The 21,946-nt window shown below is 70.3% G+C and carries 16 protein-coding genes and 3 pseudogenes; 9 read left to right on the top strand and 10 right to left on the bottom strand.

What is annotated here, in order from left to right:
• Positions 1 to 276: 276 nt before the first annotated feature.
• The gene (locus ACZ4N4_RS27700; protein WP_467593423.1) at positions 277 to 2,058 is read left to right on the top strand and encodes a PucR family transcriptional regulator; all 1,782 of its coding nucleotides are present in this window, start codon (positions 277 to 279) and stop codon (positions 2,056 to 2,058) included.
• Between the two features lie 334 nt (positions 2,059 to 2,392).
• Here ACZ4N4_RS27700 and ACZ4N4_RS27695 read toward each other — a convergent pair whose 3' ends face one another.
• Entirely contained in the window at positions 2,393 to 3,283 is an 891-nt protein-coding gene (locus ACZ4N4_RS27695) for a LysR family transcriptional regulator (RefSeq protein WP_467593421.1), read from the bottom strand.
• A gap of 260 nt (positions 3,284 to 3,543) precedes the next feature.
• On the opposite strand from ACZ4N4_RS27695, the gene ACZ4N4_RS27690 reads away from it, so the two are divergent.
• Both ACZ4N4_RS27690 and ACZ4N4_RS27685 read left to right on the top strand, forming a co-directional pair.
• A complete protein-coding gene (locus ACZ4N4_RS27690) occupies positions 3,544 to 4,737 on the top strand; it encodes an MFS transporter (protein WP_467593418.1) in 1,194 nt (397 codons plus the stop codon).
• 102 nt (positions 4,738 to 4,839) lie between these two features.
• A pseudogene (locus ACZ4N4_RS27685) lies at positions 4,840 to 5,685 on the top strand (aldo/keto reductase).
• A 176-nt stretch (positions 5,686 to 5,861) separates the two neighbouring features.
• On the opposite strand, the gene ACZ4N4_RS27680 reads toward ACZ4N4_RS27685, so the two are convergent.
• Positions 5,862 to 6,173 carry a DUF1931 family protein gene (locus ACZ4N4_RS27680; protein WP_467593415.1) on the bottom strand — a complete coding sequence of 104 codons (312 nt, stop codon included), beginning with the start codon at positions 6,171 to 6,173 and terminating at the stop codon, positions 5,862 to 5,864.
• Between the two features lie 308 nt (positions 6,174 to 6,481).
• Here ACZ4N4_RS27680 and ACZ4N4_RS27675 point away from each other — a divergent pair, with 308 nt between their 5' ends.
• On the top strand, positions 6,482 to 7,048 hold the full coding sequence (locus ACZ4N4_RS27675) for a type 1 glutamine amidotransferase domain-containing protein (RefSeq protein ID WP_467593412.1): 567 nt from the start codon (positions 6,482 to 6,484) through the stop codon (positions 7,046 to 7,048).
• 128 nt (positions 7,049 to 7,176) lie between these two features.
• On the opposite strand, the gene uvrA is transcribed toward ACZ4N4_RS27675, so the two are convergent.
• Complete coding sequence (gene uvrA / locus ACZ4N4_RS27670; protein ID WP_467593409.1) at positions 7,177 to 9,645, bottom strand: excinuclease ABC subunit UvrA; 2,469 nt, start codon at positions 9,643 to 9,645, stop codon at positions 7,177 to 7,179.
• A gap of 547 nt (positions 9,646 to 10,192) precedes the next feature.
• On the opposite strand from uvrA, the gene ACZ4N4_RS27665 reads away from it, so the two are divergent.
• The 3 genes from ACZ4N4_RS27665 (at position 10,193) to ACZ4N4_RS27655 (ending at position 15,374) form a co-directional block, all read left to right on the top strand.
• Positions 10,193 to 11,326, top strand: coding sequence for a hypothetical protein (locus tag ACZ4N4_RS27665; RefSeq protein ID WP_467593404.1), 1,134 nt, complete (start codon positions 10,193 to 10,195; stop codon positions 11,324 to 11,326).
• 382 nt (positions 11,327 to 11,708) lie between these two features.
• Positions 11,709 to 12,884 (top strand): glutathione-independent formaldehyde dehydrogenase, encoded by a 1,176-nt coding sequence (locus tag ACZ4N4_RS27660; protein ID WP_467593399.1) that lies wholly within the window; start codon positions 11,709 to 11,711, stop codon positions 12,882 to 12,884.
• A gap of 312 nt (positions 12,885 to 13,196) precedes the next feature.
• A complete protein-coding gene (locus ACZ4N4_RS27655; RefSeq protein ID WP_467593395.1) occupies positions 13,197 to 15,374 on the top strand; it encodes an FUSC family protein in 2,178 nt (725 codons plus the stop codon).
• Positions 15,375 to 15,501: 127 nt separating this feature from the next.
• Here the strand turns inward: ACZ4N4_RS27655 and ACZ4N4_RS27650 are convergent.
• From ACZ4N4_RS27650 to ACZ4N4_RS27635, 4 genes and pseudogenes are all read right to left on the bottom strand, one after another.
• Positions 15,502 to 15,657, bottom strand: a pseudogene (locus ACZ4N4_RS27650) (phosphate-starvation-inducible PsiE family protein); the annotation flags it as partial.
• 584 nt (positions 15,658 to 16,241) lie between these two features.
• Positions 16,242 to 16,622 (bottom strand): DUF2267 domain-containing protein, encoded by a 381-nt coding sequence (locus ACZ4N4_RS27645; RefSeq protein WP_453579647.1) that lies wholly within the window; start codon positions 16,620 to 16,622, stop codon positions 16,242 to 16,244.
• Between the two features lie 113 nt (positions 16,623 to 16,735).
• A complete protein-coding gene (locus ACZ4N4_RS27640) occupies positions 16,736 to 17,131 on the bottom strand; it encodes a DUF2267 domain-containing protein (RefSeq protein ID WP_453579546.1) in 396 nt (131 codons plus the stop codon).
• A 99-nt stretch (positions 17,132 to 17,230) separates the two neighbouring features.
• Entirely contained in the window at positions 17,231 to 17,662 is a 432-nt protein-coding gene (locus tag ACZ4N4_RS27635; RefSeq protein ID WP_467594309.1) for an Hsp20/alpha crystallin family protein, read from the bottom strand.
• Between the two features lie 127 nt (positions 17,663 to 17,789).
• Here ACZ4N4_RS27635 and ACZ4N4_RS27630 point away from each other — a divergent pair, with 127 nt between their 5' ends.
• Positions 17,790 to 18,437: a type III effector protein gene (locus ACZ4N4_RS27630; RefSeq protein ID WP_467593390.1), complete on the top strand. Its 648-nt coding sequence runs from the start codon at positions 17,790 to 17,792 to the stop codon at positions 18,435 to 18,437.
• A gap of 508 nt (positions 18,438 to 18,945) precedes the next feature.
• Positions 18,946 to 19,377: a hypothetical protein gene (locus tag ACZ4N4_RS27625; protein WP_467593387.1), complete on the top strand. Its 432-nt coding sequence runs from the start codon at positions 18,946 to 18,948 to the stop codon at positions 19,375 to 19,377.
• Between the two features lie 26 nt (positions 19,378 to 19,403).
• Here the strand turns inward: ACZ4N4_RS27625 and ACZ4N4_RS27620 are convergent.
• From ACZ4N4_RS27620 to ACZ4N4_RS27610, 3 genes and pseudogenes are all read right to left on the bottom strand, one after another.
• Positions 19,404 to 19,973 (bottom strand): annotated as a pseudogene (locus tag ACZ4N4_RS27620) (IS701 family transposase); the annotation flags it as partial.
• A gap of 30 nt (positions 19,974 to 20,003) precedes the next feature.
• Positions 20,004 to 20,492 carry a hypothetical protein gene (locus tag ACZ4N4_RS27615; RefSeq protein ID WP_467593384.1) on the bottom strand — a complete coding sequence of 163 codons (489 nt, stop codon included), beginning with the start codon at positions 20,490 to 20,492 and terminating at the stop codon, positions 20,004 to 20,006.
• A 99-nt stretch (positions 20,493 to 20,591) separates the two neighbouring features.
• A complete protein-coding gene (locus ACZ4N4_RS27610; RefSeq protein ID WP_467593378.1) occupies positions 20,592 to 21,380 on the bottom strand; it encodes a class I SAM-dependent methyltransferase in 789 nt (262 codons plus the stop codon).
• Positions 21,381 to 21,946 lie beyond the last annotated feature (566 nt).

Genomic DNA, 21,946 nt, shown 5'->3' with positions numbered 1-21,946 from the left:
GTGCAGCGCCTGCGTCGACTCTCCGGATCACGTTCGTTCAGGTGGAGGTGGGACCTCCGCCGGTTTCCCACCGGTGCGCACGGAGGGTCTCGAGCACTCCCCAGGGTGACGAACCGAGTGGCTCCACGCCTGCGCCTGGCGAGTCAGGAATGCACGGGTCCGGTCGTCCTACGAGTACGAGAGAAAGAATCCGAACATCTCGGGTAAGCCGGCCGGGAGCGGGTATGCGAAATACCGCTCGCCTCCCTGCAGGCTCGGGGAGAACGGAGTGATCCCATGGCCGGCAGCCGGACGCACAGCCCGTACCACCGCTGCCCCGACCGGGCGGGCAGCCTTGTGCGGGGCAGCGCCCGGCGGCACTCCACGGCCGCGCGCAGACAGCCCCGCTCGTCCGCTCGCACCCCGGCCGACCATGACCCCCGCGACCTGATGGTGCTTTCCCGCGCCCTGTTCGACACCTCGGACGAAGACGAGATCCTGCGACTGGCCATGGACCACATAGCCGCCGCGGGGCCATACCGCGCCGAGGCCGGATACCTCAAGGTGGGCGGCGGCCTGGTCCCCAGCCCGAGGAACGGGCAGACGCATGCCTCGGCCGTGGGCCGGAGGGTGCGGGAGCTGGCCGGGCAGGACGGCCCTGTGGCGGTACCCGGCAGGCCCTGGGGCCGGGCCCTGGGGCTACGCGGACTTGAGGGACTCCACGGCTACCTCGTGGTGACGTCCCGCTCCCGGCCGTCCGAGGCCGAGCGCTCCCTGCTCGCCACGATCGTCCGGCACACCGCTGCCGCGCTGTCAGTCGCCTTCGCACACCGCCGCCAACGCGAGGACGCGCTGGAGCTGCACCGACTGAGGGACGAACGCACAGCTCTCCAGCGGCAGCTGATCTCCGTCGTGGCTGAGCTGGGCTACCAGCGAGCCGTTCACACGCTCATGGCCGACGTCGCTGCCTCGGGCGGCGGCGAGGAAGCCATCACCCGCGCACTGCACAGGCTCACTGGACTCCCCGCGCTGGTCGAGGACCGCTTCGGTCGGCTGAGGTCCTGGACCGGCCCCCGCCGTCCCGACCCCTATCCGGAACCGGATCCCGTGCGCCAGGACGAGATGCTGCACGCCGTCGCCCGGGAGGTCGGGCCGGTGCGGATAAAGGACCGGCTGATCAGCCTGGTCCGCCCGCACGGCGAGACCCTGGGCGTACTGGCCCTGGTCGATGCCCGGGGCGACGCCGACGAGCACACGGTGCTCGCGCTGGAACACGCCGCCACGTCGCTCGCCCTGGAGCTGGTGCACCTGCGTAATCTCGCCGAAGTCGAGCTGAGGCTGCACCGCGAGCTGGTCGACGACCTCCTGGCGGGGACGGACGCTGCGAGCGCCTACGCCCGGTCGGAGGCAATCGGACACGATCTGCACCGCAGCCACTACGTCGTCGTGGTGCAGTGGTCGAACCGGACCGCGGACGATTCCTTCGCGCAGACCGTGGGCCGGGCGGCCTCTGCCGTGGGCATGCGCTCGCTGCTGACCCGACGTTCCGACCACGTGGTCCTGGTAACCGACGACAGGCCGCACGCCCGCGCGCTGTACGAGGCGCTCGCCCGGGAGACCGGGACACGGTCCGGGACGATCGGGGTGAGCGCCCCTTCCGACTCCCTGGACGACATCCCCCACCGCTACCAGGAGGCGCAGCGCGCCCTGGAAGTGCGCCGCCACTCCCGCGAGCGCTACGGCACGACGTTCTTCGACGAACTCGGCCTCTACCGCATCCTGGGACCCGGCAACGACTACCGGGAACTGGAGAGGTTCGTCCACGAGTGGCTCGGGCAGCTCATCGACTACGACTCGCGGCACCACGCGGCCATGGTGGAGACCCTGTCCCGGTACTTCGACTGCGGCGGCAACTACGACGAGACCGCCGACTCCCTCGCGATCCACCGCAGCACGCTGCGGTATCGGCTCCAGCGCATCCGCGACATCAGCGGCAACGACCTCGCCAACGTCGAGGACCGGCTGAACCTCCAGGTGGCGACGCGTGTGTGGAAGATCGTGCTGGGCGGACCCGGCTGATGCCTCGCTGGAACCTTCGCGCGAGCGGTGTCAGCAGCCAGCTGGGCGGCCTGCCCTGCTACAGCGCCGCAGTGGATGGGTGGCCCTTCCTCGGTTTGCTCCAGCGAGGTCGCGTCGCCCCAGAAGACGGGGCCTTGGTTCATCACCGCCATCGCGATGATCGGCGGGGCCTTCGGCACCAGCCTCGAAGGGGACGAGAAGGTGTCCGACGCCGTCTGTGGACGACGGCAGCGTGAGCGTCAGCGGATGCCGCGGCAGATGTCGCGGCCGGAGCGAGGCGGACGCAGGGAGCCGGACACCACCGACGGGTGACGCCTGGGCCGCGGCCCAGGCGTCACAGGGCGATGACGTGGAGGTCGACCAGGTCGAGCAGCGCCCGCAGGGCCGAGCTGGGCCGCCGGGTCGACGACGTGCCGAGATGCATGCTCCAGCGGAGCATGGTGCCGTCGACGTCCAGGACGTGCAGGCCGGGGGTGCGGGCAACGGCGAACGCGGGCAGGAAGGCGATGCCCAGACCGTGCCGGACCAGTGCCGCCCCCATGTCGATGTCGGGCACTTCCAGTGCCACCCGGCGTACGACGCCCGCCGCCGCGAACGCCCGGTCGACCACCTCGCGGTTGCCGTAACCCGGCGGGAAGTCCACGAAGGGTTCCCCCGCGAGGTCCGCAAGTGCCACCTCTCCCCGCTGCGCGAGCGGATGGGCGGCGCCCACCACCAGGACGAGCGGGACGGTGGCCAGCTCCCGTGCGTCGATCCCGGCGGGCTTGTGCTCGGGCAGCGACAGGAAGGCCACGTCCAGGTCCCCGCTGAGCAACGCGTGCGCCAGTCCCGCCGAGCCGGTCGTCGCCAGCCGCAGCCGGACGTCGATCGCCGGATGCCGCGCGTGCAGCTGCCCGAGGAGCGCAGGCAGGTCCACCACCTCGACCGAGGCCATGGCGCCCACGTTCACTGTGCCGCGCAGCGTGTCCTGTGCCTCGCGCACGGCGTCCTGGGCCACCTGGGCGGCGTGCAGGGTGGCCCGAGCCTCAGGCAGCAGCGCCGCGCCCGCCCCGGTGAGCCGGACCTGCTGCGACGTGCGCTCGAACAGCGCGCAGCCGAGCTCGCGCTCCAGGGAGCGGATCGCGGCGGACACCCCCGACTGCACCACGTGCAGCCGACGTGCGGCACGCGTGAAACTCAGCTCCTCGGCGACCGCGATGAAGTGCTCCAGCTGACGTAGCTCCACCCGAGAAGTATCACTCGCAGTGCTCGAGCCCAGCAAAAACATTCGTTGGCATTGATCCGGGCTGGTGAGGAGGATGGAAAACGTCATCCACTTCCGCCCGAGGAGGGGTACCCCTGCCTGCCGTTCCCACGCCGCTGAGCCGTCCCGCAACCGACGCTCCCGGCGACCCGACCCACCGGATCCCAGCCCCCGCTCCCGCCGACCTGCCGCCCCGCGCCCCCGCCCGGCGCCGTGCCTCGCACACGACCGGCTTCTGGTTCGTGGCGGTGGCCTTCACCGTGCTGATGGCCTTCGGCACCGCGCCGACCCCGCTGTGGCCGCTGTATGAGGCCCGGGACCACTTCGGCGCGACCACGGTCACGGTGGCGTACGCCTCGATGGTCGTGGGCGCGGCGGCCGCCTTCCTCGGACTGGGACACCTGTCGGACCGGCTCGGCCGACGCCGCATCATCGTCCCGGCGCTGCTGGTCGGCATCGTCGCGTCGGTCGTACTGATCGTGTGGCGGGACCTGCCGGGGCTGATCGCGGGCAGGATCCTGAACGGTGTCGGACTGGGGCTGATGGCCTCGACCGCGACGACGTACCTGCACGACCTGCACCACGAGGCCCGTCCGGAGCGGACGGGTTCGGTGCTGCCCGGCATCGTGGCCACCGCCGCCAACCTCGGCGGCCTGGCCTCAGGCCCCCTGGTCGCCGGAGCCGCCGCCGAATGGCTTCCCACGCCCCTGATCACCACCCAGGCGATCTTCACGCTCGCCATGGCGGTGTGCCTGGTGCTGGTGCTGTCCACCCCGGAGACCGTGGACCTGGAGCTGCCCGCGGCCGAACCGCCCAGCAGGTTCGTCCTGCGCCCCGGCGGCGGGCGGACGTTCGGCGCGGCCGGCGCGCTGGGCGCCTTCGCCTTCGCGATCCTCGGCCTGATCTCCTCCCTCGGGGCGAGCGTGCTCCACGGCACCCTGCACACCGACTCGCACCTCGTGGTCGGCCTGGCGGCCTTCCTCATGTTCGGTTCCGCGGCGGTCGCCCAGCTGGTGCTGGGGCGCCTCCCACTGCCCAGGGTCCTGACCGTGGGGGCAGTGGTCTTCCCGGTCGGCCTGGTCCTGTGCGCCGTCGCCCTGTACCACCCGGCGCTCTGGCTCTACCTGGTCGCCGTGTCCTTGTCGGGAGCCGGCTCCGGGCTGCTGTTCAAGGGAGGTGTCGAACGTGCCGTTTCAGTGGCCGAGCCCGCCTCACGCGCGGGGGTCCTCGCGGTCTTCTTCGTCGTCGCGTACCTCGGAATGGGCCTGCCCTCCGTCCTGTTCAGCATCGCCTTGCGGCACTTCGCCGTGCAGACCGCGATGATCGGCTTCGCGGCGGTCCTCTCCTGCGGCGCCGTCGTGTCGGTCGCCGTCGCGTTGCGCGACCGCGCACCTGGTTCCGGCACGCGCTCGGCGCAGTCCGCTCGCCCCTCCTGACCTCCCTGCGGCGCATGCGACACCGGTTGTCTGGGAGGCGCGGACCTGGGCACTCGGTGCGGGCGTGCGTGACACGGATCCACGGCGGACGGGAGGCCCGAGATGTCTGCGGAATCGGCCAGAAGGATCGCGCTCCCCTCCGATGAGGAGATCGCGGCGCTCGGGCAGGGCACCTGGTACCTGGGCGAGGATCCGGCCCGGCGGGAATAGGAGATCGCCGCGCTGCGGCTGGGCGTGGACCTGGGCATGACCGTCGTCGACACGGCGGAGATGTACGGCGACGGCGCAGCCGAGGAGCTCGTCGGGGAGGCCCTCCGGGGACGCCGGGAGGAGGTCTTCCTCGTCAGCAAGGTGCTGCCCGGTCACGCCGACCGGAAGGGCACCGTCGCCGCCTGCGAGGGCAGTCTGCGGCGGCTCCGTGCGGAACGGCTGGACCTCTACCTGCTCCACTGGCGGGGACGCTGGCCACTCCAGGAGACCCTTGCGGGATTCACCGACCTGATGGAGGCGGGGAAGATCCGTTACTGGGGCGTGAGCAATCTGGACGTCGCCGACATGGTCGAGCTGACCGCCCTCCCCGGCGGCGAGGCCGTGGCCGTCGACCAGGTGCTGTACAACCTCTCCCGGCGCGGCATCGAGTGGGATCTGCTCCCGTGGTGCCGCGAGGCAGGGGTGACGGTCATGTCCTACTCCCCGATCGAGCAGGGGCGGCTGATGAAGGCCGAGGCTTTGGGCGCCGTGGCCCGGGCCCTCGGAGCCACGCCGGCCCAGGTGGCACTCGCCTGGGTGCTGGCACAGGGGGTGACCGCGATCCCGCGTTCCGGATCACCCGACCACGTTCGGGAGAACCGCGGCGCGGTGGACCTCCACCTTCCCGCCGAGGCGCTCGAGGCCCTCGACGAGGCGTTCCCGCCGCCCAGCGGGCCCACGCCCCTGGAGATGCTCTGAAGGCGTCGACAGGATGGCGCCGCCCCCCGCTCAGCCCGACCCCTGCACCGGGCCCGGACCTGTTCCATCTCGGCGGGGTGCCCTCATGCGGGTGCCCCCATACAGTCCCGCTTCCCCGGACTGGTCGTGTCGTCCGGTCAGCATTCTCGTTCGAGGCGTTGCAACGCCGTGCAGCCTCATGTGGGCCGTGCAGCCTCCTGTGGACGGACGGACGGACGGACGGACGGACAGACGGACCGACGGCTGGCCAAGGGACGCCTGCGCACTTCATGCTGCTCTGCCAGGGGAAGAGGGGGTGGCCTTTTTCGGCCTGGGGTGCGGAGGCGCTCAGCAGGGGGCTCTGCGAATCTCGACCGGGTAACCAACTCGACATCCTCGTCGAGCCGCCAGAACCGGTGGATGCTCTCCTGGAGGCCCTTGGTGATCGGGAGGTCCCACGGTTCGACGGTATCCCTGCCGTTGGCCTTGGCCGACGCCAGGAAAATCACATCCCCTTGCCTCCACGTAACGGCCCCTGACCCGGAAGGTCGTTTCGAGGGTCCGTCTCGTCCCGCGATGCTCTGACCCGAGGGAAAGTCATGAAAGCTGCCGGCCCTTCGACGACCGCGACGACGGCGGGACGAAGGTCGTCCTCACTCGGACGGCAGCTTTCACCGACCGCGCGCAGACATGCGCTCGGGGCGCCTTCGGCCGGGCCTTGCAGTCGCCGGTCCGGAAAAAAGGATGCGGACAGGCTCTGCCGGGTGTCCCAACCGCTCGCGTCCGACAACCAGCGACGCGTGAAGGGAGCCGTACCATGACACAGGAACTCCAGGGGATGCGGGTGGGGATTCTGGCCACCGACGGCGTCGAGCGCGTGGAACTCGACCAGCCGCGCGGTGCGCTGCAGGGCGCAGGGGCGAAGACCGAGATCGTCTCGCTCCACCCCGGCGAGATCCAGGCCCGCCAGTTCGACCTCAACGCGGCCGGAACCTTTCCCGTGGACCGCCTGGTCGCCGACGCCTCCGTCGACGACTACCACGCCCTCCTCCTGCCCGGCGGCACCGTGAACCCTGACCAACTGCGCATGGACCGCGACGCGGTGCGGTTCGTCAAGGACTTCATGGCCAGCGGGAAACCGGTCGCATCGATCTGCCACGGCCCGTGGACCCTGGCGGAAGCCGACGCCGTGCGCGGCCGCCGCCTGACGTCCTGGCCCAGCATCCGTACCGACCTGCGCAACGCCGGCGCGGAGGTCGTAGCCGACCAGGAGGTGGTGGTCGACGGACAGTTGGTCACCAGCCGCAGCCCGGCCGACCTGCCCGCCTTCTGCGCCGCCGTCGTGGAGCAGTTCGCCCGGGCGCACCACCCCATGCCCGGCTGACCCGGCGGAGTGGGCCCAGACGGGATACGTCGCGAGCGATGTCCGCGACAAGCTGGAACGCAGCAGGGCGACGCGCGACCCCTGCGCCCGGAACCCGGCTGACCGGTGCTCAGCCCCTCGCGCCGTTGTCAGGAGCGCGCGAGCCGGGCCGCGAGGTAGGGCGCGGTGGCGCTGCGGCGGGCCCTCGCCACCTTGGCCGGCGGGCCCGCCGCGACCACCCGCCCGCCCGCGTCGCCGCCGCCCGGCCCGAGGTCGATGACCCAGTCGGCGGTGGCGATGGTGTCCAGGTCGTGCTCGACGAGGACGACCGTGTTGCCGGCGTCGACGAGCCGGTGCAACTGTCGTAGCAGCAGCGCGATGTCCGAGGGGTGCAGCCCCGCCGTCGGCTCGTCGAGCAGGTAGAGCGCGTGCCCGCGGCGGGCTCGCTGCAGTTCGGTGGCCAGTTTGATGCGTTGCGCCTCACCACCGCTCAGTTCCGTCGCGGGCTGGCCCAGCCGCAGGTACCCAAGTCCCACCTCGCGCAACGTCTCCAGACTGCGGGAGGCGGCCGGGACGCCGGACAGGAACTCGGCGGCGGCGTCGACGGAGAGCGCCAGCACTTCCGCGATGTTCTTGCCGTGGTAGGTGACTTCCAGCGTTTCGGCGTTGTACCGGGCGCCCCCGCAGGTCGGGCACGGCGCGTAGGTGCCGGGCAGGAAGAGCAGTTCCACCGCGACGAATCCTTCGCCCTGGCAGGTCTCGCACCGCCCTTCGGGCACGTTGAAGGAGAACCGCCCGGCCGAGTAGCCGCGCGCCCTGGCCTCGTCCGTCGCCGCGTACAGCTTGCGCACCGCGTCGAACATCCCCGTGTACGTGGCCAGGTTGGACCGAGGAGTTCGGCCGATGGGCCGTTGGTCGACCAGGACCAGCCGGTCGAACGACTCGACCCCCGACGCGTCCTGGACGTCGACCTCCAGCTGCGCCTCGTCGGGCTCCTCGGGTGCGATTCCGAGGTGGCCGCGGACGACCTCGGCGAGCACCTGCGTCACCAGGGTCGACTTTCCGGAACCGGACACGCCCGTCACCGCCGTCAGTACGCAGAGCGGTACGCCGACGGACACGTCGTGCAGATTGTGGCGGGAGACGCCGCTCAGGTGCAGCCAGCCGTGCGGTGTGCGCGGGCGGTGATCGAGCGGCTGGGCGCGCCCGAACAGGTACTGGCTCGTGGCCGACTCCCGGACCCGCTCAAGACCGGCGACCGGGCCGCTGTACAGCACGCGTCCGCCGCCCTCGCCCGCGCCGGGGCCGATGTCGACCACCCAGTCCGCCCGCCGTACGACATCCATGTCGTGCTCCACGACGAACAGCGAGTTGCCCGCCGCCTTGAGGCGGTCCAGCACGTCCAGCAGCGGTTCCGTGTCAGCCGGGTGCAGGCCCGCGGAAGGTTCGTCGAGGACGTAGACGACGCCGAACAGCCCCGAGCGCAGCTGGGTGGCGATCCGCAGGCGCTGCGCCTCGCCGGGCGACAGGGTCGTCGAGCGGCGCCCGAGACTGAGATATCCGAGGCCCAGGTCGAGCAGTACGTGGACCCGTGCGACCAGATCGCCGCAGATCCGGACCGCGACCTCGGTCGTCTCCCCGGATCGGGCGGTCGACGTGGTGGCGTCGGCCCCGGACCGCCCCGCGACGGGCCGCAGCAGCGCCACGACCTCGGTGAGCGGCATCGCGTTGATCTCGGCGATGGAACGTCCGGCGAAGGTCACGGCGAGCGCCTCGGGCCGCAGTCCGCTGCCGTGACACTCGGGGCAGGGCACACTCCTGACGAACCGGAGCGCCCGTTCGCGCATCTTCTCGCTCTTGGAGTCGGCGAGGACGTGCATGACGTGCTTGCGGGCGCTCCAGAACTTGCCCTGGTAGCCGTAGTCGATGCGGTCCTCCTCCGGTTCGATGTACACGGAGGGCTGCTCGTCCGTGTACAGCAGCCAGTCCCGGTCCTTCTTCCTGAGCCTGCGCCACGGTCGGTCGATGTCGATTCCCAGGCCGTTCACGACACTGCGCAGGTTGGCGCCCTGCCAGGCGCCCGGCCAGGCGGCGATCGCCCCCTCGCGGATGCTCAGCGAGGGGTCCGGGACGAGCAGGTCCTCGGCGACGTCGTGCACGACGCCCAGTCCGTGGCACTCCGGGCAGGCGCCGGCCGCGGTGTTGGGTGAGAACGACTCGGCTTCCAGCCGTGTGGCCCCGGGCGGATAGGTGCCGGCGCGGGAGTACAGCATGCGCAGCAGATTGGACAGCGTGGTGATGGTGCCGACCGTCGAGCGCGAGCTGGGCGACCCGCGTCGCTGCTGGAGGGCCACGGCCGGTGGCAGTCCGGTGATTTCCTGTACGTGCGGTGCGCCGACCTGTTGCAACAGCCTTCGGGCGTACGGTGCTACGGACTCGAAGTAGCGCCGCTGGGCCTCCGCGTAGAGCGTGCCGAACGCGAGCGAGGACTTGCCCGAACCGGAGACGCCGGTGAAGGCGACCATCGCGTCCCGCGGAACGTCGACATCGATGTTCCGCAGGTTGTTCTCACTGGCGCCCCGGACATGCACGAAGGGGTCGGTCGCGTCCTTGTTCACCGTTCCTGATTACCTGATCGCGCCGGGAACCGCGCGACAGCCGCCGTCACCGGACCCTCCTCACACGAGCATCCGGAGAATCCCGGTATGAGCCGCTTCCAGGGAACATTCGAGGGTGCCTCACCGTTGATACATATGTGGGCGTGAAGGGAACTGTGTCCCCGGGCCTCACCCTTTGCCCATGAGGACGATCGTTCGGCTGAAGCCTTATGGAGCCCCCGCCGCGAGGCGACCGCCCTTCGCGCCCACTCTCGATCGGCCCCGGCTGGGGATCCCCCGAACCAGTCGGTGCTTTCGCCTGCCCCCGGGGTGGCTGGTGGCGCGGCGTGCGGTGCCGACCGGGGTGGCGCGGAGCGGGTGTTCGCGGTGGCGCACGCAACCGTGGCCCGGTGGTTGAGCGGGCCCTCCGCGGGGAGGACGAGGAGATCTGACCGCACTGCCTGCACCTGCTTGCTGTCAGGGGCCAGCGTGTCAAGCGGCGTCGGCGATACCTCGGGGGCATCCTGTGGGCACGGGCGATCGCGGGGGCAGCCGACGAGAAGGAGTCATGCGGGTGTCGTCTCAGGGCGTTACGGTCGTGGCTCTCCTGGCGGATCCCGACGCGCCCACGGAGATCGCGCAGCGCATGGCCCGGATACTTCCCACTCGGCTCGCCGACAAGTCAGGCCAGGGACGACGGTTCGACATCGAGGTGGTCAGTGAGCCCTTCACCACAGGGACCGAGGACCCGCCCACCCTGATGCGCCGGATCATGGACCGCGGAAGAGCGGAGAGCTGGGACATCGTCGTGGCCCTCACCGACCTTCCGCTGCACTCACACGGGCGCAAGCTCGTTGTGGATCTGAGTCACGAACACGGCTTGGCCCTGCTGTCTCTTCCTCCGCTGGGAGGCTTGCGTCTGCAGACGAGAGCCCGGCGGGCCGTGGAAGAAGCCGTGCTCAGTTTGGCGGCCCCGCGAGCCACCGCGGGGGAGGGGCCTCCGGAGAGTCAGCCGCTTCTCGGGCCCTTCGTCAGCCGTCTCGCGCCTATTCACCCGGGCCCGGTCGGTGAGGAGGAGACCGCTGATCTTCGGTACGTCGTCAGCGGGCCGCGCGGTTACCTGAGGGTGCTCGTCGGTATGGTCCGCGCCAACCGGCCGTGGCGGTTGGTGCCGGGCTTGTCGAAAGCCCTCGCGGCCGCACTCGCCACGGGGGCGGTCGCCACCGTGAACTCCACCATCTGGAACCTGGCCGAGTCCCTGAGCGTGCCGCGCCTCGTGATCGCCACGGTCGGGTCCGTCGCACTCATGATCGGCTGGCTGATCGTGGACGCGCAGCTGTGGCATCGATCGGCAGAGGCCTCGCGGGAGGCGAGGCAGAGGGCGAGGCTCTACAACGCCTCGACGGTCATGACCGTGGGTATCGGGGTGCTCGTCTGCTACGCGGGTTTGATCGTCATCAACTTGGTGTGGGCCCTGTTCATTCTCAACGGCCAAGTTTTCGCCTCCACAACACGAACCCCGCTGCACGCCGCGGAATACTGGACGTTGTCCTGGTTCGTCGCTTCGGTTGCCACGGTGGGCGGCGCGCTGGGATCGGGCTTGGAAAGCGACGAGGCGATCCGGGCAGCCGCCTACTCCAAGCGCGAACAGGAACGCCGCCACCTGCTCCAGGACGACGACGGTGACCAACTGGCGACCTGAGTCGGAGATTCGTCGGTGATCGGTGATCGGTGATCGGTGATCGGTGATCGGTGATCGGTGATCGGTGATCGGTGATTGGCGATTGGTGACTGGTGGTTGGTGGTTGGTGGTCGTCCGCGTTCGAAGAATCCGCTGATCGATCGGTGCGTGGCTGTTTCGCGTCGGGGGCCGACGGGGACTCGGAAGGCACGCCGCCGGAGCGCCGAAGCTCCGCCGGGCAAGCCCGCGGCTGCACCACCGTTCCACCCGAACCGGGTGAACGGCCCACAGAGGCGTGCCGGAGCCGCCGAACCCGTCGCACCAACTCCCGGGAGTCAGGCTCTGTAGGCCGTCTCCATCGCACCCGTGCTGCGGTCACGCCGCGGCACCGAAGGAAGCGATCATGAAAGCAGCGGTATATGAAGGCCCGCGAACGGTCACTGTGAAGGACGTACCGGACGCGAAGATCGAACACCCCTGCGACATCATCGTCAAGATCACCACCACCAACATCTGCGGTTCGGACCTGCACATGTACGAGGGCCGCACCTCGTTCGAGTCCGGCCGCACCCTGGGACACGAGAACATGGGCCAGGTCGTGGAGGTCGGCTCGGCCGTCCGCAAGGTCCAGGTCGGCGAGTATGTGGTTCTGCCCTTCAACATCGCCTGCGGCTTCTGCAAGCAGTGCGAGCGGGGTCTGACCAACTACTGCCTGACCATGCAGCCGGAACCGGCCCTCGCCGGAGCCGCCTACGGATTCGCCGACATGGGCCCCTACCAGGGCGGCCAGGCGGAACTGCTGCGCGTGCCCTACGGCGACTTCAACGCGCTGCGTCTGGGTGAGGACGCCGCCGAGCGGCAGACCGACTACGTGATGCTCGCCGACATCTTCCCCACCGGCTATCACGCCACCGAGATGGCCCACGTCAAACCGGGCGACCAGACGATCGTCTTCGGGGCCGGCCCCGTCGGGCTGATGGCGGCCTACTCCGCCGTCCTCAAGGGCGCCGGGCGCGTCTGGGTGGCCGACCACCAGCCCGACCGGCTGCGCAAGGCGGAGGAGATCGGGGCCATCCCGATCAACTCCGCCGAGCAGGAGCCGGCGGAGGTCGTCAAGGAGGCCACCCTCGGTCTGGGCGCCGACAACGGCTGTGAGTGCGTCGGATACCAGGCGCACGACCCCAAGGGACACGAGGACGCCAGCCTCACGCTCAACGGCCTGATCGACTCGGTCAGGTTCACCGGCGACATCGGTGTGGTGGGCGTGTTCCTGCCCCAGGACCCCGGCGGCGCGGAGGCCCAGGGGGAGCTGGAGGCGCAGGGCAAGGTCCCGATCGACTTCGGCATGATGTGGTTCAAGGGCCAGCACATGGGCACCGGGCAGGCGCCGGTGAAGAGGTACAACCGGGCGCTGCGGGATCTGATCGCCGGAGAGAAGGCGAAGCCGAGCTTCGTCGTCTCCCACGAACTCAGCCTGGACGAGGCCCCCACCGCCTACGAGCACTTCGACGCCCGTGACGAGGGCTGGACCAAGGTGGTCCTGCATCCGAACGGACACGGGAACGGCCACAAGCGGTAGGCGATCCGGGGACGCTGTGCCGCCGGTTTCCTCCGGACCGGTCCGGAGGAAACCGGCGGGCGGCGATCGGCCCGCACTCCGGCCGGGGCCAGGGGCGTTCGCCCGCGCTCCGGTCGGACCTGATCCAACGGCGATTGCCCGCGCTTTGGCCCGGTAGGACGCTCAGCAGTGTCCGCGGTGGCCGCACCCGGCCCAGCGGCTGTGGCCCCCGGCCTGTTCGCGGGGCCTGTGGGAGGCTTCCTTGCCCGACGGCTGCCGCACCTCGACCAGGCCGATGCGACCCGGCAGGGTGTTCCGGCTAGGCTCACACCCGTGACGTGGCTGCGGACCTTCGGGGAGGTCGTCCGATCCGGGCTCACGATCGAGGAGACGCGGCTGGAGCCCCTGCTCGCGCTGCGCACGGCCGCTGGGGTGGCGATCGTCGTCGGGCCGGCGCTGTGGCTGGTCTCTCCTGCGTATGCCGCGTCCGCCGCCCTCGGTGCGTACTCCGCGGGTGGGGCCACCTTCCAGCGCACCTGGCGTCCACGCAAGGTGATCGCGCTCGGCGCGGGTGCGGGGCTGGCGCTCAGCACCTTCGTGGGCTACCTGGCGGCGGGGCGACTCGTGACGTTCCTCCCACTGCTGGCCGTGTGGGCCTTTGTCGCGGGGATGGCGTGGGCCGTCGGATCCACCGCTGGGATCGTCGCAGCGACGACGGTCGGCAGCATGCTGGTGACCATCACCCTGCCCACGAGCGTCGGACGAGCCCTGGAGCACGCCGGGGTCATCGCGCTCGGGGGCGTGGCACAGGCCGTGCTGATCCTGCTGTTCCCGATCCGCCGTTGGGGGGCGCATCGTGACGCGCTCGCCGACGCCCTGGCCGCCGTGGCGGACTACGCGCGCCGGCTGCGGCACGACCCGACCGCCCCGTTCGACCCGGAGCCGTTGATGACGGCCCGGGACGCGGCCGCCGTGACGCCGTCCCAGGCCCGCACCCGTCCCCCTGTCCTCCACGGACCCCGGGGGCTCGCCGAGCGCATCCGGCCGGTCGTCGCCGCGCTCGCCGACCCGGACGTCGGCGCCCCGGCGGAGGGACCCGGGCGGGACCGCGCTCGGGAGTTGCTCGACGCGGCCGCCGACGTCCTGGACGCGGCCGCCCGTTCGATCCGCCGCGGCACTCCCGCCGAGGTGCCGCCCGGGAGCACGGACGTCCTGCGTGTCGACGAGGAGCACGAGGTTCTGGAGGGCCCCGCGCGGCAGGCCGCCGAGCGGCTCGTGGAACTGCTCGGCGAGGCGTTGGAGATCGCCGGGTGCGGCGGCGCACACGGGAGGACGCCCACGCCGCCCGGCCCCGCGGGCGCCCAGCTCCTGGTGCGCCCGACCATGTTCCGGCTGGTCCCGGTCGTCGTCCGGGCGGTCCGCCGTGAGCTCCGCCGGGACTCGCCCGTGTTCCGGCACGCCGTCCGCCTGGCGGCGGTGGCCACGCTCGGCTATCTGATCGCCGCTCGGCTCCCCCTGGGCCACGGCTACTGGGCGCCCATCGCCTCCGTGATGGTGATGCGGCCGGACTTCCACCGGACGTACGCGCGTGCGGTGGCCCGTCTCGCCGGGACCCTGGCGGGGGTCGCGCTCGCCACCGGGATGGTGCGGGCCCTGGGCCCGGACGCCCATGTGTTCGGCGCGCTGGCGGTGGTCTCGGCGGGCCTGTCGTACACGCTGATCCGTACCGGCTACGCCTACTCCCAGTGCTTCACTGCCGCATACGTCGTCTTCCTGCTCGGCATGGGCGGCCAGGCGTGGGAGCAGACGGTCCCGGAGCGGGTGGTGCTCACCCTGCTCGGCGGGGCCCTGGCCATGCTGGCCTACGTGGTGTTCCCCGCGTGGGAGACACCCCGGCTGCCGGGCCGGCTTGCGGACTGGCTCGCCGCCAACGGCCGCTACGCGGCCGCGGTGCTCCGCAACTACGCCGAACCGACCCGGGAGCATCACGCCGACATGCGCAGGGCACTGCTGGCGAGCAGGGAGGCACGTGCCGCCTGGCAGGAGGCATACGACCGGGCAAGGCAGGAACCGGTCCGCCCCAGGGGTCTGACGTCGCGCGAGGCCCAGGAGGCGCAGGAGGCGCTCAAGGGGTTCGGCCGGGCGGCGATGCTCATGGAGAGCCACGTCCCGCGGGCCGACAGTCGTTTCGTCCCCGCGGCGGAGCGGTTCGCCGAGGCCCTCGAGACGGACACCGCGAAGGCAGCGGTCGACGTGCGCGAGCACAGGAATCCGGACTGGGGGCGCGTGGAGGAGGCGCTCCACGCGTGGGAGGACGCTGCCGCCGGCAACCGGAGCCCGGTCGTGCGGCGCGAGGCGGAACTGCAAAAACGGGCCTTGGAAGACCTCGCGACGGCCGTGAGTCGCACACCCGTGGAACGGGACGTCGGCTCTGCTCGCGAGGAGCAGCGGGTGCGGGCGGCCATGGCGGCGGAAGGTGACGGATCAGGACCCGCGCACGGGGGTGGGTGACGGATCCGGCGACGGGGAGCGCCGCGTCTCCTGGAGCGGGATGTAGTCTCCCGGCCGTTGTCGAGAGCCGCCACACGTACGCCGGTGTCGCCATCACGAGGATCAGCCCCGCCAGGATGAGCAGTTCGATCCCTTCGACGTTCCACCGGAAGGTCTTCTCCGCCTCGGCTGTCACGATGAGCACCTTGCGGATGCCGGCAATAAGGCCGACGACGAGGAACGGCTCCGCATCGAGGGTCTGGTTCCTGATGGAGAGGCGGACGGTGTGGAGCAGTTCGGCCACGATGAACAGCCCCAGGCCGTTGTCCAGGGCGGAGAGAACGACCGTGTCCTCGCGGTACGGGCCTTGGACCGGCGTGATGACGTCGTGGACGACTCCGAGGTCAGGAGCCCCGCGAGCAGTACGAGGAGTGCCGCGACGACGAGGTGGATGCCGTCCTCGATGAGCTGCAGCCCTGTACCCGCCGCCCTCGATCTTCGGGAACGGGTCGCACAGTGAGCATGCTGGGCGTGCCCCGTCCCGCAGGCGAGGCGTGCTGCGGAACGGGTGCACGAGCGGTTCCCGCCCCTCTCCGTGGTGACAGCCCGGGGGAGGGGCGAGCGCGTCGCCAGGCAACAGGCCGCGCAGGACGAAGAGCCGCCGGCCCGTCGTCGGCGGTCCGGCACCCGCGGACCAGATCTCGCGTGGGTCGTGCGGTTGCAGCACGAAGCCCTGGTCCCGGGTGGACCAGGGCTTCGATCGATGGCCGGGAAGGGGGAACGGGTATCGCGGCTACGGCACCCGCGGTACGAGTCCCGTGGGGTCTTCGCACCCCGTGTACGCGTCATCGTGACCGACGCGCCCGGCGCCGGATGGGCACGCTGCGCTCAGGCGGCGGGGGTGAGTTCGGCGCGGCCGAACAGCAGCGCGAACCCGGAAGGGAGCTGGCGCAGGATGCGGGTGACGAGGTCGGGGCCGGCCAGGGCGGCGACGGCGGCGAAGACGGCTCCGGTGTCCCAGCGGGTGGTGGCCAGGGAGGCTTCGGCGCGGGCGGCGAGGTCCTTGACGAAGGCCCAGCCGGTCAGGGGCCGGGCCTCGGGGATCTGAGCGGTGAGGAGGCATGCGGCTTCGAAGGGGAGACGGGCGGCGAGCTCGACGCGCTCGTCGCCCGTCAGCTGGCGCCCGAGTCCCGCGACGACAAGACGGATGGCCTCATCGGCCCGCTCGCGGGTGGGGTAGGCGCCTTCGTAGCGGACCTTCTCCAGCATCTGTTCGTACGACGGGGCGGGCACAGGATGCACCGGGAAGTGCGGGTCGGGGAACACTTGGTGGGACTGCCTTTCTCTCGCCGGGACGGTGGTCACCGGGAGTGCGTGGGTGGTCAGGCGGGCTGGGGGCGTCCGAAGAGGAGGTCGTAGCCCGCGGGGAGCTGGAGCAGGATCTGCCCCAGCAGGTCGTCACCGGCCGCGTCGGCGGCGGTGCTGAGGACGGCGCTGACGTCCCAGGCCGCGGTCTGCTCGGTGGCCCCCTCGATCCAGGCCGCCGTCGCCCGGACGAACCGCTCCGGTGGCAGCGGCTCGGCGCTCTGCAGCGGGTTGAGCAGGATCAGGGCGAAGCCCTCCGGCAGGCGCGCCGCGAGCTGGGCGCGCACCTCGCCGACCAGGTGCGCCCCCAGCAGGGCGAGCACCACACGAGACGCGCGTTCTGCTTCCTGCAGGCTGTCGTACTCACCGCGTTCCTTCACCCGGTCGAGGAACGCCTCGCGTCGCAGAGTCACCGCCGCCACCTTCTTCGGTCGATGGGGTGCGGAGGACGGGAGAAGGGGGAGATCAGTGCCACCGCCCTCCGCCGTTGTTCGGGCCTTGTCGCCCTCGGGTCAGCCGGAGATCTCCCTGCGGCCGGATTCGCCGCCGATGGAGATCTTGCGGGGCTTGGCGCGTTCCGCGATCGGGATCCGCAGGGTGAGCACCCCGGCCTCGTAATCGGCCTCGATGTGCTCGGTGTCCAGCGTGTCGGCCAGCACGATCTGGCGGGAGAAGATACCCAGCGGCCGCTCCGACAGTTCCATCTGCACGTCGTCGGCTTTCGACACGGGCCGGCGCTCGGCCTTGACGGTGAGCATGTTCCGCTCGACGTCGATGTCGATCGCGTCCGCGCTGACGCCAGGAAGGTCGAAGGCCACCACGTACCGGTCGCCCTCGCGGTAGGCGTCCATCGGCATCGGGGACGGCCGAGACCAGGTGCCCGGGCCCATCAGCTGCTGCGCCAGCCGGTCCAGCTCACGGAAGGGGTCAGTGCGCATCAACATCGTGAAAACACCTCCAGCAGGTTCGGGCAGTTGCTGCCAATGCGCTTCACTGGAACCGTTGTAACATGTCATCCAGCGGATGACAAACACGTTGTCGTCCATTCGATGACAGACCCAGGGAGGTGCCGTGACGGCAGCCGACCAGCCTTCCGCGTTCAGCGCCGACGGCCGAAGTCCGGCCTCGTTCCACGCCGCCGCGGCGGCGCTGCACGCCATGGACGACGCCCTGCACACAGCCCGGCAGGGGACCTCCGACACTCTCGCCGCCAGCGCCGAGCAGGCCTTGGCCTCCTTGCTGCTGTTGCGGCAGATCCGCGAGCAGCTCGCCGGATGGGAGACCGGCCTGATCGAAACGGCCCGGCATGCGGGAGCCAGTTGGGCCGACCTCGCCCACCCCCTCGGCGTCGCCAGCCGTCAGGCCGCCGAACGCCGATACCTGCGCGGCCGGCCCGGCCCCGCCGGAACCACCGGTGAACAACGCGTCCAGGCCACCCGCGAACGCCGCGCCGCCGACCGCACCCAAGCCGAATGGGCCCGCCGCAACGCCGCCGACCTGCGCCGCCTCGCCGGCCAGATCACCGCCCTCACCGACCTCCCCCCCGCCGCCCGCGACCTGCTCGGCCAACTCCACGCGGCCCTCGCCCACAACGACCCCGCCGACCTCATCCACCCCCTCAACGCCACCCGCCCCCACCTGACCACCACCCACCCCGACCTCGCCACCCGACTCGACACCCTCACAGGTCCCGCCACGGCCCCGCCCCCACCCGACTGACCGAACACCCGCGAGCGGGCGGCCCGGTGCCCGCCGTTTCCGTTGCCGCCATTGGCAGCCGACAGGCCATCAATTCGCCATCTTCATTGCATATGTGCGTCTTGCCGTTGAGTTGCGCTCAATTCACTGGTCATGGCCGTCCCCGCCGTGCGCTCGCGCCGTGGGCCCCGATGCCGCAGATCCGCCAAGCTCCGCGCGGACAAGGGCTACGACTGTTTCGAGCTCCGCGACTGATTACGGCACCGGAACATCACGCTCAAGATCGCCCGACGCGGCATCGAGTCGAACGAACGCCTGGGCCGCTACCGCCGGAAGGCCGAACGCAGCATCTCCTGGCTGTTCAACTACCGGCGTTGAACGTCCGCTACGAACGCAAGAGCCGCCACTACGCCGCCTTCCTGAGCCTTGCCAACACCTTGATCTGCTACAAGCACCTCGCCAAACTCACCACGTGAGATGACGCTCCAGGCCGTGTGTCGGAAGTGAATCTTGCCCGTAGGGTGTCGGCATGTCGCTGAGCCACATAGCCCTCTCGTCCGGACGTTCGATCGAGCTCACCGAGTTGCGAATGTCTTCGACCTACGGAGGGATGCTGGAGGGCTACCCGTGCAAGCTCATCAACGACATGAAGGTCAGGAGCCTTCAGCGGCAGGCTGAAAGCGCGTTTTCCTCCACGCCAGTACACCTGGTTCCCCCCTCCCGCGAGTACCCGGACCAGACTGCCGGCGCCTTCGGCCCCGTTGAGGTGCTGCCTTCCGTGGCCTGCATCGGCGCCTTCCGCTCGATAGCGGTCGCCCCGGAACTCGACCCGGTGCTGCACCGGTCCGCTCTCACCGTGGTCTGGTTCCAGACCAGCTTGGATGTCCCGTCGGGCAAGGACACCGACCTCGTGCTGCGCAACATTCGCTGGGAAGAGCTGGCCCAGGACTACGAGCTCTAGCGACGGGTGCCGATCTCTTTGGGGTCGACGGCCATGACATACGACCAGCTGCGTTCTTCGAGCGCGAGCCGGAAAGAGACGCTGCGGCCATAGCCGGCATCCGCCACGATCACCGGCACCCGCAGTCCCTACGCGGCCAGCCGGTCCAGCAGCCCCAGAGCCAGATGTGTCTTGGACGCATGCCCGGCCTCTTCGGGGATCCCTTCCCGCCGCCTGTCGTCGTGCACCCATTCCTCGGGCAGGAACAACTCCCACTCCAACGGGCACGATGCCGTGTCGGTGGCGGCGTGCACGCTGACCGCGACCTGGCAGTTCGCCCGCTTGCCCAACGCCCCGCAATACTGGCGGCCCACCCCGACCGACGCCCGCCCGCACTTGGGAAACGACACGTCGTCGACCACCCAAACCTCGGGGCGGATCGCCTCGCACAACCGCTCGGCGATCCGCCGCCGCACCGGCAACGGATCCCACGGCGACTGGTTCACTAACTGCTGCAACGCTTGCATGTTGCCGTCCGGTAGGCGCTCAGCCATCGGCTGGATCGACTTCCGTCGGCCGTCTTCCACGGCACCGTCACCGTCGCAGCGATCCGACTCTGGCTGCGGTCTTGATCCGCTGGCTCAGCCTTAGTTATCGAACCAGACCACCAGACGGACGTTCTCGGCCCCGTGTCGCTTGGCAAGCACGGCCATTACCGACCAGACGTCACTCCAGTCCTCGTCACGCACGACCTGGCGCCGGGTGAGACGTGTCTCAGGCGCGGACGACCCCGCAATGGATTCCGTGCTGTCCCAGTCAGCCTCTTCCAATTCCGCCCAGTTGATCCATGACGGGCTGTGCGAGTCCTCCCGTTCCCACTCGAAGGCCCGCGTTGCAGCGCGTGAGGCGTCCAGCGGAAAGCCACGCTGCGCTGCAAGCGGCTCGAAGGACCCTCCGCGGACGCCGAAGAGGCAGCCGAAGGCCGCATAGGACCGGCCCTCGTAGACATGATCCAGAGCCATCGCCGGGTGCCAGCGGAAGAACGGCTCATCGTCATCATCGGGCTCGGAGCTGTCCATGTAGCTGTTCCTGACCTCGATGAATCCATGGATATCCGTGCCCATGAAGCCGATCATGGCAGCCGCGCCAGGTCGCTGGCCAGCAGATATCGCTGCTGCTGGAAACGGCTCACCTGGCGCGCGACGCCGAAGCAACGTTGATCCGCCGGACAGGCCCTAGTCGGCCTGCAGGACGAAGAACAGGAAGCACAGGAAGCGCGGCATGGCCTCGATGACTTCGGGGAACAGCTCGCGGGCGGCTGGGTCAGGCTCTGGCTCGCTGATGACCGTTATCCGGAAACCGGCACCGGTGAAGGCCTCGATCATCGCGTGCAGAGGCCTGTGCCAGATACTCATCAGTGCGGTCTGGCCGCCCATGGTCCACTCTTCGGTCCAGTTGGTGGTGTCGAAATAGTTGTACTCGGCCTCGCGTCCGGCCTGGCGGTGCATGAGGTTGATGGCAAAGGGGTGTTCGACGGACGTGATCAGCCGACCGCCGGGCTTGAGTACGCGTCGCAGTTCGGCCAGCGCCGGCCCCCAGTCCTCCAGGTAGTGCAGCACCAGGGACGCGACTACATCGTCGAACGTGTCATCGGAGTAAGAAAGTGGGCTGCCCAGGTCGGCCACCTGCAGGTCCGCACCGTTGCCGAGCCGCCGCCGGGCCAGCTCCAGCATCCCGGCACTCGCGTCGAAGCCGCTCACGATGGCGCCACGGTCGCGCAGCGCCGCGAACAGGGGCCCGGAGCCGCAGCCGGCGTCGAGGATCCGCCGGCCGGCCACGTCTCCGGCGAGGCGCAGCATCGCGGGCCGCTCGTAGTAGGCATTGATGAGGTTGGTTTCATTTTCGGCCGTGTACGCCTCGGCGAAGCTGTTGTAGTCGTTGACTTGCGGACGAGCCCCAGTCACCGCGGACGACGAGGTGGGTCCGGTGGGACTCGCGTGCTCCTGGCGCTCGTTAGGAATCATGGTGCGGGAGACGTGTGCTGTATCAGTTCGGTTCCTGGCCGCTCCCGATCGTCCGCACATCCTTGAAGATCCAACGAGTCGTTTGTTTGAGCATCACGATCACTGGTATCTCATTCGGCCTCGGGAACAGGCGTTCAGAGATCCCGGGGCCGCAGCATCCGTGGGGGCCGCGCGCCGTCCCCGCGGGGGACCAGGGGCGGTGCGGTGGGCAGCGCCGTCACCGGCTGCGTATCGTCGGCCGCGTCGGGCGGGCCGATGTCCCGGCGCCGTCGGCTGCGTAGGCCGGGTGTGCCTGTTTGTCTCGTTGCCGGTGCTGCTGTGCGGTCAGGCGTCGGGGGATGGCTGCGCATAGCCGCCCGGGCCGTTCGGGTTGTCCGCCGTTGTGGTGGGCACCGCGGTGGGCGTGTCCGGGGTGGTTGCCTGGACAGCGTCGGGGTGGAGGCGTCGGTGATGCACATGGCGACCGGGCCGGCCGCGATAACGCTTCGGAACGTCACGCGTGAGAGCCGACCGCGACGTTGCATCGCCTCCAGGCGGGCGCAGGCATCCTCATCTGGACCCGAAGC

It is taken from the genome of Streptomyces sp. NPDC026538, from assembly GCF_055567535.1.
Note: the sequence above shows the minus strand (reverse complement) of the source record. Positions and strands in the feature narration are given on the sequence as shown.

What these genes read in the sequence shown, in the direction of transcription:
- ACZ4N4_RS27660 (WP_467593399.1), top strand. Translation starts at nt 11,709, where the DNA reads ATGAAAGCAGCGGTATATGAAGGCCCGCGAACGGTCACTGTGAAGGAC.
- ACZ4N4_RS27635 (WP_467594309.1), bottom strand. Translation starts at nt 17,662, where the DNA reads ATGTTGATGCGCACTGACCCCTTCCGTGAGCTGGACCGGCTGGCGCAG.
- ACZ4N4_RS27615 (WP_467593384.1), bottom strand. Translation starts at nt 20,492, where the DNA reads ATGATCGGCTTCATGGGCACGGATATCCATGGATTCATCGAGGTCAGG.
- ACZ4N4_RS27675 (WP_467593412.1), top strand. Translation starts at nt 6,482, where the DNA reads ATGACACAGGAACTCCAGGGGATGCGGGTGGGGATTCTGGCCACCGAC.
- ACZ4N4_RS27610 (WP_467593378.1), bottom strand. Translation starts at nt 21,380, where the DNA reads ATGATTCCTAACGAGCGCCAGGAGCACGCGAGTCCCACCGGACCCACC.
- ACZ4N4_RS27645 (WP_453579647.1), bottom strand. Translation starts at nt 16,622, where the DNA reads ATGCTGGAGAAGGTCCGCTACGAAGGCGCCTACCCCACCCGCGAGCGG.
- ACZ4N4_RS27625 (WP_467593387.1), top strand. Translation starts at nt 18,946, where the DNA reads ATGTCGCTGAGCCACATAGCCCTCTCGTCCGGACGTTCGATCGAGCTC.
- ACZ4N4_RS27700 (WP_467593423.1), top strand. Translation starts at nt 277, where the DNA reads ATGGCCGGCAGCCGGACGCACAGCCCGTACCACCGCTGCCCCGACCGG.
- ACZ4N4_RS27665 (WP_467593404.1), top strand. Translation starts at nt 10,193, where the DNA reads ATGCGGGTGTCGTCTCAGGGCGTTACGGTCGTGGCTCTCCTGGCGGAT.